This window comes from Streptomyces sp. NPDC001002 (assembly GCF_053599215.1).
This window is the reverse complement of record NZ_JBSFLV010000100.1, coordinates 1-13,363: the sequence shown is the minus strand read 5'-3', so window position 1 is coordinate 13,363 and position 13,363 is coordinate 1. Positions and strand designations below refer to the sequence as shown.

Here is a 13,363-nt window from a genome sequence, read left to right as displayed (position 1 = left end):
GTCCATGATTGACTTCATTGCCATCAACATTGATTCAGTCAATGCACGAATCCATGTGTCCTTGTGCCACTACGGTGACCCCATGCGCGATCAAGACCCCGCCGCCGGTCCCGCCGAACGCCGGCTGACCACCAAGGAAGCCGCCGAAGTGCTGGGCGTGAAATCCGAGACCGTGTACGCCTACGTGAGCCGCGGTCAGCTCGGCAGCCGACGCGTGCCCGGCGGCCGGGGCAGCACCTTCGACGCCAAGGAGGTGGAGGCGCTCGCCCGGCGCAACAGACGGGAGAGCGCCGGGAGTTCGGGCTCCGGGGGCGAGCTGGCCGTCCGCACCCGCATCACGCTGATCGAGTCGGACCGCTACTACTTCCGCGGCGTGGACGCCACATTGATGGCCACGCGCCACTCCTACGAAGAAGTCGCGGAGTGGCTCTGGACGGGCCGACTGCGCCCCGGCGTCGAGTTCACGGCGCCCGAGGCCTCCGTCGCCGTGGCCCGCCGTGCCGTCGACGCGCTGCCCGAACACGCGGGTCCCACCGACCGGTTGAGGGTCGCGGCGATCGCCGCCGCCACCGCGGACCCGCTGCGCTTCGACCTCTCCGAGGACGCCGTGCTGGGCACCGCGCGCACCCTCGTCCCGACGCTCGTCACGGCCCTCCCGCCGGCCCGGCGCGGCCACCGCGACACGGGCCCGCTGGCCGACCGCCTCTGGGCACGCCTGAGCGGGCGGGACCCGGACGAGGCCTCCCTGCGCGCACTGGACACCGCGCTCGCCCTGCTCGTCGACCACGACCTCGCCGCCTCGACCCTCGCCGTGCGGGTCGCCGCGTCGGCCCGCGCGCACGCCTACGCGGCCGTCTCCGCCGGGCTCGGCGTGCTCGAAGGCCCCCTGCACGGAGCGGCGAGCGGCCTCGCCCACCGGCTGCTCCTCGACGTCCTCGACCAGGGCGACGCGGCCCCCGTGATCGCCGACGAACTCCGGGCCGGCCGCCGCATCCCGGGCCTCGGGCACCGGCTCTACCCCGGCGAGGACCCACGCGCGCGTGTCCTGTTCGGCCTCCTGGAGGACATCCCCAAGGCCGCGCCCGCCCTCGCCGCGGCCCGCGACATCGTGACCGTCACCGCCCGCCACACCCCGCTGCACGCCAACGTCGACCTGGCCCTCGCCGTGCTCACGGCGTCCACCGGGATGCCCGCCACGGCAGGCGAGACGATCTTCGCCGTCGCCCGTACGGCGGGCTGGATCGCGCACGCCATGGAGGAGTACGGCGAACGCCCGCTGCGTATGCGCCCGAGCGGCCACTACGTCGGTCCGAAACCGCCCCAGCCACTACCGGAGTAGCCGACGGGCAGGCCGGAAGTCGCCCTGGTTCAAGTCAGGTTAGGCTCACCTCTGTGAGTACGTGCTCAACAGTCTCCCGGGATCTCGACGAGCCCATTTCGGGCACCGCCGCGACCGCGAGCACCTGGCTGCTGCTGGAACAGCCCGGCCCCTGGGGCGCCAAGGCGCTCACATCGAGCCACCTGGATCCGGCACTGGGCCGCGCCCTGAAGGCTGCCGCGCAGGGCACCGGCGTACGCATCGCGCTCATCCGCCGACCGGGGCGGCACGCGGACTGCGGCACGCCGTCGGAGCGGCAGGTGTACGCGGCCCACACCGTACCCGGCAGGACCTGGCTGCACTCGGCCACGACCTGCGATCCGCGGGAGCTGCTGGACCTCGACTTCGCCGCGCTCGGCCGGGGCGAGCACCACACCTTCGACTCCGTGCTCGACGCCCGGCCCCACGAAGGTGATCCGCTCGCCCTCGTCTGCACCAACGGCAAGCGGGACCGCTGCTGCGCCCTGCTCGGCCGTCCGCTGGCCGCCGAACTCGACGCCTCCGGGGTGGAGGGGGTCTGGGAGGTCACCCATCTGGGTGGACATCGCTTCTCACCGACGCTGCTCGTCCTGCCGTACGGGTACGCGTACGGCCGCGCCGAGGCCCATGCCGTCAAGGAGATCCTGCACAGCGCCCAGGAGGGACGGATCGTCGCGGAGGGGTGCCGCGGGCGCTCCGCCTGGGAACGGCCCGGTCAGGCCGCCGAGCTGGCCGTGCGCAGGGCCGCGCACGAGGACGCGGCGGACGCGCTGCGGGTCGTGGGGACGGCGGGCGCGGCACCGCGCTGGGAGGTGACCGTCGCGCACACGGACGGACGGCACTGGCGGGTCGTGGTGGCGCAGGGCGCGTCCCTGCCACCGCGGCCGGAGACCTGCGGCACGTCGGTCCTCGGCTCGCCCGCGCGGATGGATGTGGTGGCGGTGCGCGAGATGACGGCATCGGCGACGGTGACAGCGCTCGCGGGCTGACGCCCGTACAGACAACTAGGTCGCCGTACGTATTGATCAAGAGATCCACACCACATCCCCCTACGGCAGTCCCCACGCGTCCACGTACCGTCGTGGGTATGAGCCCCACGCCCCCCGCACGACGCCTGCGCCTCGGTCTGCCGAAGCGGGTGTTCTCGCAGGTGCTGCTGATGCAGGTGGCGATCGCCGCGGGGGTCGCGGTGCTCGCGACCGGGCTGTTCCTCGCGCCGCTGAGCGATCAGCTCGACAACGAGGCGATGCACCGCGCGCTGGCCATCGCGCAGACGACCGCGGAGCAGCCGCAGATCGCCGAGGACGTGCAGAACACCGCCCCGACCGTCGACGGACCGGTCCAGACGGAGGCGGAGCGGATCCGCAAGGCCACCGACGCGGAGTACATCGTGGTGCTGGACTGGCGCGGGGTGCGCTGGTCGCACACGGACCTGAAGCAGATCGGCAGGACCGTCTCGACCGACCCCAGCCAGGCGCTGGCCGGTCGACAGGTCATGGAGATCGACAGCGGCACCCTGGGCCGCTCGGCCCGCGGCAAGGTGCCCCTGCGGGACGCCGACGGCCGGATCATCGGGGCGGTCTCGGTCGGCATCGCCTACGACAGCGTGCGCGCCCGGCTGCTCAGCGCCATACCGGGGCTGCTCGCCTACGCCGGCGGTGCCCTGGCCGTCGGCGCGCTGGCCGCCTGGCTGGTCTCCCGGCGGGTCCAGCGGCAGACCCGCGACCTGGCGTTCTCCGACATCTCGGGGCTGCTGGCGGAGCGCGAGGCGATGCTCCACGGCATCCGGGAGGGCGTCGTCGCCCTGGACCGCGCCGGCCGCATACGGCTCCTGAACGACGAGGCGCACCGTCTACTGAGCATCGACGCCCAGGCCGTCGGCCGGCTCCCGGACGAGGCTCTCGGCAGCGGGCGTACGGCCGACATCCTGGCCGGCCGGGTGACCGGCACCGACCTGCTCACCGTGCGCGGCCAGCGCGTCCTGGTCGCCAACCGGATGCCCACCGACGACGGCGGCGCCGTCGCCACCCTGCGCGACCGCACCGAGCTGGAGCAGCTCGGCCGGGAGCTCGACTCGACGCTCGGTCTGATCGACGCCCTGCGCGCGCAGGACCACGAACACGCCAACCGCATGCACACGCTCCTGGGGCTGCTCGAACTGGAGATGTTCGAGGACGCCGTGGAGTTCGTCGGGGAGGTGGTCGGCGACCACCGGACCACCGCCGAGCAGGTCACCGAGAAGATCCAGGACCCGCTGCTGGCCGCCCTGTTGGTCGGCAAGGCGACCGTCGCGGCCGAGCGGGGCGTCGCCCTGTGGGTCTCCGACCGGACCCGGCTGCCCGACCGGCTGATCGACCCCAGGGGCCTGGTCACGATCGTCGGCAACCTGGTGGACAACGCGCTCGACGCCGTCGCGGGCACTCCGCACGCACGCGTGGAGGTCGAGCTGCGCGCGGAGGGACGTACCGCCGTGCTCCGGGTGCGCGACACGGGGCCCGGGATCCCCGCCGAGAACCACGAGTTGATCTTCACCGACGGATGGTCCACGAAGAAGCCGCCCGCGCACCGCAGGCGCGGGATCGGGCTCTCCATGGTGCGCAGGCTCGCCGAACGACAGGGCGGGAGCGCGACCGTGGGCGCGGCGGAGGGCGGCGGCGCGGAGTTCACCGTCGTGCTGCCCGAGGCGCTGGCCGAGCCGGAACCGGCCCTGACGGCAACCGCGGACACGTCCGCCGAGGAGGAGTCGCGATGATCGATGTCCTGGTCGTGGACGACGACACGAGGGTCGCGCAGGTCAACGCCGCCTATGTCGAGAAGGTGCCGGGCTTCCGCGTCGCCGGCGAGGCGCACAGCGCGGCCGAGGCACTGTGCCAGATGGAGGCGCTGCCTCGGCTGGACCTGGTCCTCATGGACCACTACCTGCCCGACGAGACGGGTCTCGCGGTCGTCCAGGAGATGCGCCGGCGCGGCCACCAGACCGACGTGATCATGGTGACGGCGGCCCGGGACGTGTCGACCGTGCAGGCCGCGATGCGGCACGGCGCGCTGCAGTACCTGGTCAAGCCGTTCGCCTTCGCGGGCCTGCGCGCCAAGCTGGAGGCGTACGCGGAGCTGCGCCGCACGCTCGACGGCGGCGGCGAGGCGGAACAGGCCGAGGTGGACCGCATCTTCGGCGCGCTGTCGGCCCCCTCGGAGCCGGGGCTGCCCAAAGGGCACTCCCCGAACACGGCGGAGCTGGTGCGCAGGTCCCTGATGAACGCCGAAGGGCCGCTGTCCGCCCAGGAGATCGCCGACCGGACCGGGGTGAGCCGGCAGACCGCCCAGCGCTATCTGAAGCTCCTGGAGCGCACGGGCCGGGCCCGGCTCACGCTCAAGTACGGCGACGCGGGCCGCCCGGAACACCGCTACGTGTGGGCGACCCGCGCCTAGGGCACGGTCGGGTGGGGGCGGGGGAAGGGACCGTGCCCCCCCATACATACGGATGTCAGCCCGTCGCCTTCTCCACGAACTCGGTAGTGAATGTCTTGGCGAGATCCACCTTGGCGTTCTTGATGTTGGGGTTGAACGCCTTGAGAACCTTCTCGACGGTCTCCGGGCCGTTCTCGGGCATCACGCCGTCCTTGGTGAACATGGGCAGCGTGCTCTGGATGGCCTTGGCATACAGGACGCTGTTGCCCTGCGAGTAGTCGGCGGGCATCTTGTCGGCGATCTGGGAAGCACTGTGTGTGGACATCCACTTGAGCGTCTTGACGAATGCATTGACCATCTTCTGGACGGTGTCCTTGTGACCGTTCACCCAGTCCGTCTGCATGTACAGACTTGACGACGGGTACGGACCGCCGAGCGCCTCCTGGGACCCCTCGGGCGTCCGCATGTCGATGAGGACCTTGCCGACCTTCTTGTCCAGGATCGTGGCGACGGTCGGGTCGGTCGTCATGCCGGCGTCGATGGAGCCCTGTTGGAGCGCCGCGATGAAGGTCGGTCCCGCGCCGACGGCCACCGGGGTGAAGTCGCTGACCTTCACCCCGTTCTTGACGGCGAGGTACTTGCTGAGAAAGTCGGTCGAGGAGCCGAGGCCGGTGACGCCGAGCTTCTTCCCCTTGAAGTCCTTGGGCGAACTGATGTCGTCCGCCGCCTTGTTGGAGACGATCTCGACCTCGCCGGGCGCGTGCGAGAACTGCACGACGGACTCGACGGCCTTGCCCTTGGTCTGCAGGTCGAGGGTGTGGTCGTAGAAGCCGACGGCCCCCTGCACCTGGCCGGAGACGAGCGCGGTCTCGGCCTGCACGCCGGCCGGCTCGCTCAGCAGCTCGACGTCGAGGCCCTCGGCGTCGAAGTAGCCGAGCCGCTGGGTCAGCATCGCGGGCAGGTAGATGACCTTGTCGAGGCCGCCGACCATGATCTTGACCTTCGTCCCCTTGCCGTCTCCCTTGCTCCCGGAGCCCGTGGACGCGGTGCTGGACGCGTCATTGGCGCAGGCGGTGAGGGAGGAGAGGGCGAGCAGGCCGGCGGCGGCCAGGGCGGCGTATCTGGCGGGTGTACGCATGGGGTTCACGTCCTTGCGAAGAGGGCGGTACGAGGGAGGCAGCCGCAGGGAGAGGCGTGCTCCGGGAGACGATTGCTGCGGGACGGGGCGGGCCGTGGGGTCAGCTGTCGGAACCGGTCGGCTTCCAGCGGAAGATGCGGCGCTCGGCGAAGGTGAGCAGCCCCTCGGCGACGAGCGCGACGACGGCGAGGATGACCATCGCGGCGTACACACCGGCCGCGTTGAAGGTGCCCTGCGACTGCGCGACGAGCAGGCCGATGCCCTTGGTGGCGCCGATGTACTCGCCGACGATCGCGCCGATCAGGGCGAAGCCGAAGCTCACATGGAGGCTGGTGAAGATCCACGAGGTGGCGGACGGGATGACGACCTGAAGCGTCACCCTGCGGTCGCTCGCGCCGAGGATGCGGGCGTTGGCGACCAGGTTGCGGTCGACCTCGCGGGCGCCCTGGAAGGCGTTGAAGAACACCGGGAAGAACACCAGGACGACGGCGGAGGCGACCTTGGAGGCGGGCCCGAGGCCGAACCAGATCACGAAGATGGGCGCGAGGACGATCCTGGGGATCGAGTTGAGCACCTTGATGTATGGACCAAGTACGTCGGCGAGGAAGGTGATCCGCCCCAGAGCGATACCGCACACGACACCGGCGGCCACGCCGATGACCCAGCCGAGCAGTGCCTCGTACAGCGTGTACCAGATCTGTTCGCCCAGGGAGCCGAGTGCGGTGCCGTGGGTCAGCCAGGTGTAGATCTGGTCCCAGATCTTCGAGGGCATCGAGAAGTTGAACGGATCGATGGCCTTGGTCCGGGCGAGCAGCTCCCACAGACCGAGGACGGCGACCAGGAGCAGTACCCGGAAGACCGCGACGACGATCTTGCGTCTGCGGGCGGCACGCGCGCGTGAGTGTGCGCGGTCGGGCGGCGTCTTGACCGTGTCGACCACCGGCGTGCTGAGGATGTCAGGCGACATGAGCGGCACCCCTCTCGCGCGTGATGCGGACCTCTTCGCCGAGGGACTCCCAGATCTCGCGGTAGATCTCGATGAACCGCGACTCCAGCCGCACCGACTCGACCTTGCGCGGGCGCGGCAGGTCGATGTCGTAGACCTGCTTGACGGTGGCGGGTCCGGCGGTCATCACGACGACCTTGTCGGCCAGCGCGATGGACTCCTCCAGGTCGTGGGTGACGAAGACGACGGAGGCGCGGGTGCCCTCCCACAGCTCCAGCAGTTCGTCCGACATCAGGGCCCTGGTCTGCACGTCGAGCGCCGAGAAGGGCTCGTCCATCAGCAGGATCTCGGGGTCGTTGACGAAGGTCGCGGCGAGCGCGACACGCTTGCGCATACCGCCGGAGAGCTGGTGGGGATAGCGGTCCTCGAACGCGCTGAGCCCGACCCGGGCCAGCCACTCGCGGGCCCTCTGCTTCGCCTCCGCCTTGGGCACCCCGCGGAAGCGCGGTCCTGCCATGACGTTGGACAGGACCGTGCGCCAGGGGAAGGTGGCGTCCTGCTGGAAGACGAAGCCGACCTTGTCACCGACGCCGCGCACCGGCTCCCCGGCGACCAGGACCTCGCCCTCGCTGGGCTCCTCCAACCCGCTGACCAGGGTCAGCGTGGTCGACTTGCCGCAGCCCGTGGGGCCGACGACCGCCACGAACTCGCCACGCCCGACCGTGAGGTCGAGGCCGTTGACGGCCGTGTGCAGTCCCCCTGACGGGGTCCGGAACGTCTTGCTCGCGCCCCGCAGCTCGATGGCGGGGCTGGTGTCTGGGCTCATGGCCCGGGACGGTAGGTGTGGCGCGGACCACAGCATCAGCCTTGTGGGCACATGCCGTTCTTTTGCTTCCTGTGGCCTGTTGTGCTCGTTTTGCTCGCGCTACAACAGCGGAGCCGAAACATGGGCTTAACGCCCGCCTGGCCTTGACAGAAAGAGGCCCGATGATTGACGTCCTGGTCGTGGACGACGACTTCCGCGTTGCCGAGATCAACGCCAAGTACGTGGGAAAGGTTCCCGGTTTCCGGGTCGCCGCCCGCGCGCACAGCGCCGCCCAGGCCCTGGCCAGCGTGCAGCGGGGCACCATCGACCTGGTCCTGCTCGACCACTACCTCCCCGACCAGACGGGCCTCGAACTCGTCCACCGCATGCGGGAACAGGGCCACACCACCGACGTCATCATGATCACCGCGGCCGGCGACGTGACGACCGTGCAGGCCGCGATGCGCCTCGGCGCCCTGCACTATCTGGTCAAGCCGTTCACCTTCGCCGCCCTGCGCACCCGCCTCGACTCGTACGCCGCCCTGCGCCGCACCGTCGACCGCGTCGGCGGCCGGGGCGTGGCCGGCCAGGAGCAGGTCGACCGCATCTTCGGCGCGTTGCGCACCTCGCCGGTGCCGTCCTCGCCCGGCCTGCCCAGCGGCCACTCGGAACCGACGACCGACCTGATCTGCCGCGTCCTGCACCACTCCGACCGCCCCCTCTCGGCCCACGAGGTAGCCGCCGAGACCGGCCTGAGCCGCTCCACCGCCCAGCGCTACCTCCGCCACCTCGAACAGGCCGGCCGCCTCCGCCTCACCCTCAAATACGGCGACACGGGCCGCCCGGAGCACCTGTACGCGTGGGTGGCGCCGTAACAGCGGAGCGGTTACGGCCATGAAGGCGCCCGTCCCTACACGGCCCCCGCACCCGTGAGCGACCGCACCTCGGTCTCCGCATGCTTGGCCTCGTCCGGGACCTCTGCCGAGGTGACCGTGCCGAGCCAGCCCGCGAGGAAGCCCAGCGGGATCGAGACCAGGCCGGGGTTCTGCAGGGGGAAGTACTGGAAGTCGACGCCGGGGAACAGGGATTCGGGGCTGCCGGACACGACCGGGGACAGCAGCACGAGCAGGAGTGACGGGACGAGACCGCCGTATACGGCCCACACGGCACCGCGTGTGGTGAAGCCGCGCCAGAACAGGGAGTAGAGCAGCACCGGGAGGTTCGCGGAGGCGGCGACGGCGAAGGCGAGGCCGACCAGGAAGGCGACGTTGAGGTCGCGGGCGAGCAGGCCGAGGGCGATCGCCACGACGCCGATGCCCGCCGCGGCGATCCGCGCCACGGCCACCTCGCTGTACGGCTTGGCGTGCTTGCGCCGCAGGGACGCGTACAGGTCGTGGGCCACGGACGCGGAGGACGCGAGCGTGATGCCGGCGACCACCGCGAGGATCGTGGCGAAGGCGATGGCGGCCACGATCGCGAAGAGAACCGTTCCGCCTGTGGAGTCGGCGCCGCCGCCGAGATCGAGCGCCAGCAGGGGAACCGCCGTGTTGCCGGCCGCGTTCGATCCGCGTACCGCATCCGGTCCCACGATCGCCGCCGCGCCGAAGCCGAGGACGATCGTCATCAGGTAGAAGCCGCCGATCAGCCCGATCGCCCAGAGCACCGAACGGCGCGCCGCCTTGGCCGTCGGCACGGTGTAGAAGCGGGACAGGATGTGCGGCAGCCCTGCCGTGCCGAGGACCAGCGCGAGGCCGAGGCTGATGAAGTCGAAACGGGCCGTCCAGTCCCCGCCGTACTTCAACCCCGGTACCAGGAACGCGTTTCCGTGCCCGCTGCGTTCGGCCGCCGTCAGCAGCAGTCGGTCGAAGTCGCCGTGGAACCGCAGCAGCACCAGCACGGTCAGCGCGACCGTGCCGCTGAGCAGCAGCACCGCCTTGACGATCTGGATCCAGGTGGTGGCCCGCATCCCTCCGAGCGACACATAGATCACCATCAGCGCGCCGACGCCGATCACGGTCCAGGCCCGCGCCGCCGCGCTCGTCCCACCGAGCAGCAGCGAGACCAGGCTGCCCGCGCCCACCATCTGCGCCACCAGGTAGAGAACGGACACGGTGACCGAGGAAGTTCCCGACGCGATCCGGACCGGCCGCTCGCGCATCCGTGCCGCGATGACGTCCGCGAGCGTGAAACGCCCGCAGTTGCGCACCAGTTCGGCGACGAGGAACAGCACCACCAGCCAGGCGACGAGGAAGCCGACCACATACAGCAGCCCGTCATAGCCGAACAGCGCGATGAGCCCCGTGACGCCCAGGAAGGAGGCGGCGGACATGTAGTCGCCCGCGATGGCAAAACCATTTTCCATGGGCGAGAACAGCCGCCCGCCCGCGTAGAACTCCTCCGCCGAACCACGCCTGTTGCGGCTCACCCACGTCGTGATCGCCAGCGTGACGGCGACGAACGCGCTGAACAGGAGCAACGCCAGCGTCTGGTGATTGCCCGTCACGACCTACCACCCCGGACGCCGCGGGTCAGTTCCTGGGTGTCCCAGCGCAGTTCGAGCGCGGCTCGGTCTCGGCGCAGCCGGGCGTGGCGGGCGTAGGCCCAGGCGAGCAGGAAGGTGGTCAGGAACTGTCCGAGCCCCGCGACCATCGCCACGTTCACCGCTCCCGCCACCGGCCGCGCCATCAGCCCCGGCGCGGTCGTCGCGGTCACCACGTACCCCACGTACCAGGCGAAGAAGGCGGCGAAGCCCGGCACCACGAACCTCCGGTACCGGCTGCGCACCTCCTGGAAGGCCGCGCTGCGCTGCACTTCGAGGTAGACGTCGGCGGCGGCGATCCGCTCCTCCGCGCCCGTCCTGCACTGCGCCACGACCGCGGGAGCGGGCACCGGCTCAGGCACACCGACACCGGCCGACTCACCCCAGCCGGAGGCCAGCGCGTCGTACCACGGGTCGTCGTACCGCACCCCTTCGGGCGCTGGTGCCGGGGCACTGCCCTCGTGGTGCCCGGCCGGACTCTCGGGACCACCCCCGACTCCGCGGGGACGACCGTTGCTTGACTGCATGCCCAAGCATGGACAGAACGGGAAGATCCCCGACTCTTCTTCGCCACCGGCTTCACCCCATCAGGTGACTAACCCGCTGGTGGCCGCACAAGCCCCTTGCCGTACGCGTAACGCACCGCCTGGGCACGGTCCTTGAGTCCCGTCTTGGCGAAGAGGTTGTTGATGTGGGTCTTCACGGTCGCCGTGGACACGTGCAGCCGACGGGCGATCTCCTGATTGCTGAGGCCGTCCGCGATCAGCACCAGCACCTCGGTCTCCCGCGCGGTGAGCCCGTCCGGTGGCTCGACGGGCCCCGCGGCCTGCTGCGGCTCGGGCTCGGACAGCCGCTCCAGCAGCCGCCGTTGGATGCTCGGCGACAGCCCCGCGTCCCCGGACAGCACGTTGTGCACCGCCCGGACGATCTCGTCGCCCCCGGCGTCCTTCGTGAGGTAGCCGCGCGCTCCCGCCCGCAGCGCCGGGAACAGGGACTCGTCGTCCCCGAACGTCGTCAGCACCACGACCTGCGTCCCGGGATACTCCGCACGGATGCGCCGGGTCGCCTCCACCCCGTCGCAGCGCGGCATGCGCAGATCCATCAGCACCACGTCCGGGGCGAGTTCGGCGACGAGCTTCACCGCCTCGTCCCCGTCCCCCGCGGCCCCGACGACCTTGATCCCCGGCAACAGGCCCAGCAGCATCACGATGCCCTCACGGACGACGGTCTGATCGTCCGCGACCACGACCCGCGCGGTCCGCATCTCCGCCCCTCCCGTCATACGGGCACCTTCAGCGTCACCACGAACCCCTCCTCGTCCGGCTCCGCCCGCAGCGAGCCGCCCAGCAGCTCGGCACGCTCGCGCATGCCCAGGAGACCGTACCCGCCGCCCGCGCCCGCGAGTTCGCCCGGCGAACCGCCGAAGTCCTTCACGTCCAGCGTCACTTGGTGCGCCCCGTAGTCGAGCTGAACCCGCACCTTGGCCCCTGGCGCGTGCTTGCGGACGTTCGTCAGGGCCTCCTGCGCGACCCTGCGCACCGCCTGAGACGCCTCGGCCGGCAGCTGTCTGCGCTCACCCGTAATGGTGACCTCGGCCCCGGCCGTCACCCCGACGAGCTGTCCCAGGAAGTCCTCCAGCGGCGTCATCTCGCCGCGCAGCGCGGACAGCGCCTGCCGTGTCTCCTCAAGACCGTCGCGGGCCATGCCCCGGGCGGCCACCACCCGGTCGAGGATCTGCTCCCGGTCGGCTCCCCGCTCGATCAGCAGCCGCGCCGCCTCCAGGTGCACCAACTGCGCCGAGAGGCTGTGCGCGAGTACGTCGTGGATCTCCCGCGCGATCCGGGCCCGCTCCCCCAGTGCCGCCGACTCGGCCTCCGCCGCCCGGGCGGCCCGCTCCTGGGCAAGCAGCCGCTGGGCGTTGCCCCGGGCCTCGGCGTCCAGCCGCAGGGTGTAGCCGGCCAGACCGAGACCGACGCACGTGACGACCGTCGTCAGATGGTTGTCGTTGTTGATGACCCCGTAGAGCGCCAGCGCCAGCCCCGCCGCCGGCACTCCCACCTTCAGGGGCAGCCGTTCCAGGCCGGCGACCGCACAGCCGCACCACAGGACGAGACCGAGCGTCCGGAAGCCGGAAGCCTGGGCGGCGACCCCGACGCCCTGCAACAGCGCGAGCGACACCAGGGACGGCAGCATCCTGTGCTGGAGCGTGGTCCGGTACAGGACCCAGGCCAGCGCGGCCGCGACGATCACCACCCCGACGCCCACGAGCACGGCCCAGCCGCGCTCGTGGTTGCTGGTGAACGCCCCCCACAGCAGGACGCCGAGGACGAGCCCCCGCACGACCCAGGCGAGCAGCCGCCGGGGCCGGGAGAGCCCGTTGCGCCCGAGAGCTTCCGGCGAGGGCCAGCTCGACCAGGAGTTCCGCGTCACACGCGCTCCTTCCGCGCGGGCCGGACCATGCGGTCACCGTACGCCGTGACCGCACCCGCCGTCGGGGCGAAGGACTGGGCCCGCCAGACCAGGATCCCGGAGCGGACCAGGAGGGTGGCCGCGAGGGCGAGGAGCAGGGCGGAGCTGTCCTGGTGCACGCCGAGGGCGGCGCCCAGCGCGAAGAGGCCGACGCGCAGCGCGATCCCGACGACCCAGACGGTCACGCTCGCCTTGGTGCTCTTGCTCCACACGGCACCGTCCGACTCCGTCCATATGCGGGTGGTCCAGGCCCAGCCGGCTCCGGTAGCGAGGCCCACGAGCAGCTCGACCCCGAGCAGGGCGAGCGATTCCGTGTGGTGGTGGGCGTCGACTATGCCGGGTTCCCGCAGCGCCACGACGGCCAGCACCACAGGCACCAGCCACCAGCGCCTCCCGGTGCCGATCTGCTGTGCGCGGAACTGCCGCACGATCACGAGACATACGACGGCCACGATCACCAGCGCGTTGACCAGCCCGGACATCAGTGCCTCCGTGAGCGAGAAGACGTTTCCGGCAGCGAGCGCCGCCGACGTCTTCGAAGCTACGGAAATGCACGGTCCGGCAGATCGGAGCCGGGGTGGATCACGGGTGGATCCTGAACACCGGCCGCCTCCACCCACGGGTGGAGCACCGAGACACCGAGACACCGCGAGGCCGCGAGGCCGCGAGGCCGCGAGGCCGCGAGGCCGCGAGGCCGCGAG

At 71.2% G+C, this 13,363-nt stretch carries 13 protein-coding genes; 5 read left to right on the top strand and 8 right to left on the bottom strand.

Annotated features, from left to right (window positions below):
* Positions 1-82: 82 nt before the first annotated feature.
* The 4 genes from ACWDR3_RS33970 (at position 83) to ACWDR3_RS33955 (ending at position 4,786) form a co-directional block, all read left to right on the top strand.
* Entirely contained in the window at positions 83-1,339 is a 1,257-nt protein-coding gene (locus ACWDR3_RS33970; RefSeq protein WP_450356396.1) for a citrate synthase, read from the top strand.
* 53 nt (positions 1,340-1,392) lie between these two features.
* Entirely contained in the window at positions 1,393-2,346 is a 954-nt protein-coding gene (locus tag ACWDR3_RS33965) for a sucrase ferredoxin (protein ID WP_450356395.1), read from the top strand.
* Positions 2,347-2,444: 98 nt separating this feature from the next.
* On the top strand, positions 2,445-4,109 hold the full coding sequence (locus ACWDR3_RS33960; RefSeq protein ID WP_450356394.1) for an ATP-binding protein: 1,665 nt from the start codon (positions 2,445-2,447) through the stop codon (positions 4,107-4,109).
* On the top strand, positions 4,106-4,786 hold the full coding sequence (locus ACWDR3_RS33955) for a response regulator (protein WP_450356393.1): 681 nt from the start codon (positions 4,106-4,108) through the stop codon (positions 4,784-4,786). Before ACWDR3_RS33960 ends, ACWDR3_RS33955 begins: the two co-directional genes overlap by 4 nt.
* A 55-nt stretch (positions 4,787-4,841) precedes the next feature.
* Here the strand turns inward: ACWDR3_RS33955 and ACWDR3_RS33950 are convergent, their stop codons facing one another.
* From ACWDR3_RS33950 to ACWDR3_RS33940, 3 genes are all read right to left on the bottom strand, one after another.
* Positions 4,842-5,903 (bottom strand): ABC transporter substrate-binding protein, encoded by a 1,062-nt coding sequence (locus ACWDR3_RS33950; protein ID WP_450356392.1) that lies wholly within the window; start codon positions 5,901-5,903, stop codon positions 4,842-4,844.
* 100 nt (positions 5,904-6,003) lie between these two features.
* Entirely contained in the window at positions 6,004-6,870 is an 867-nt protein-coding gene (locus tag ACWDR3_RS33945; RefSeq protein ID WP_402346474.1) for an ABC transporter permease, read from the bottom strand.
* Positions 6,860-7,675: an ABC transporter ATP-binding protein gene (locus tag ACWDR3_RS33940; protein WP_450356391.1), complete on the bottom strand. Its 816-nt coding sequence runs from the start codon at positions 7,673-7,675 to the stop codon at positions 6,860-6,862. The genes ACWDR3_RS33945 and ACWDR3_RS33940 overlap by 11 nt, the downstream gene beginning before the upstream one ends.
* Positions 7,676-7,836: 161 nt before the next feature.
* On the opposite strand from ACWDR3_RS33940, the gene ACWDR3_RS33935 reads away from it, so the two are divergent.
* Positions 7,837-8,529: a response regulator gene (locus ACWDR3_RS33935; protein WP_450356390.1), complete on the top strand. Its 693-nt coding sequence runs from the start codon at positions 7,837-7,839 to the stop codon at positions 8,527-8,529.
* A 35-nt stretch (positions 8,530-8,564) separates the two neighbouring features.
* Here ACWDR3_RS33935 and ACWDR3_RS33930 read toward each other — a convergent pair whose 3' ends face one another.
* The 5 genes from ACWDR3_RS33930 to ACWDR3_RS33910 form a co-directional block, all read right to left on the bottom strand.
* Positions 8,565-10,157, bottom strand: coding sequence for a solute symporter family protein (locus ACWDR3_RS33930; protein WP_450356389.1), 1,593 nt, complete (start codon positions 10,155-10,157; stop codon positions 8,565-8,567).
* Entirely contained in the window at positions 10,154-10,720 is a 567-nt protein-coding gene (locus ACWDR3_RS33925) for a DUF485 domain-containing protein (RefSeq protein WP_450356388.1), read from the bottom strand. Before ACWDR3_RS33925 ends, ACWDR3_RS33930 begins: the two co-directional genes overlap by 4 nt.
* A gap of 68 nt (positions 10,721-10,788) precedes the next feature.
* Positions 10,789-11,475 carry a response regulator transcription factor gene (locus ACWDR3_RS33920; RefSeq protein WP_450356387.1) on the bottom strand — a complete coding sequence of 229 codons (687 nt, stop codon included), beginning with the start codon at positions 11,473-11,475 and terminating at the stop codon, positions 10,789-10,791.
* Positions 11,472-12,623 carry a sensor histidine kinase gene (locus ACWDR3_RS33915; protein ID WP_450356386.1) on the bottom strand — a complete coding sequence of 384 codons (1,152 nt, stop codon included), beginning with the start codon at positions 12,621-12,623 and terminating at the stop codon, positions 11,472-11,474. Before ACWDR3_RS33915 ends, ACWDR3_RS33920 begins: the two co-directional genes overlap by 4 nt.
* Complete coding sequence (locus ACWDR3_RS33910) at positions 12,620-13,144, bottom strand: DUF1453 domain-containing protein (protein ID WP_450356385.1); 525 nt, start codon at positions 13,142-13,144, stop codon at positions 12,620-12,622. The genes ACWDR3_RS33915 and ACWDR3_RS33910 overlap by 4 nt, the downstream gene beginning before the upstream one ends.
* Positions 13,145-13,363 lie beyond the last annotated feature (219 nt).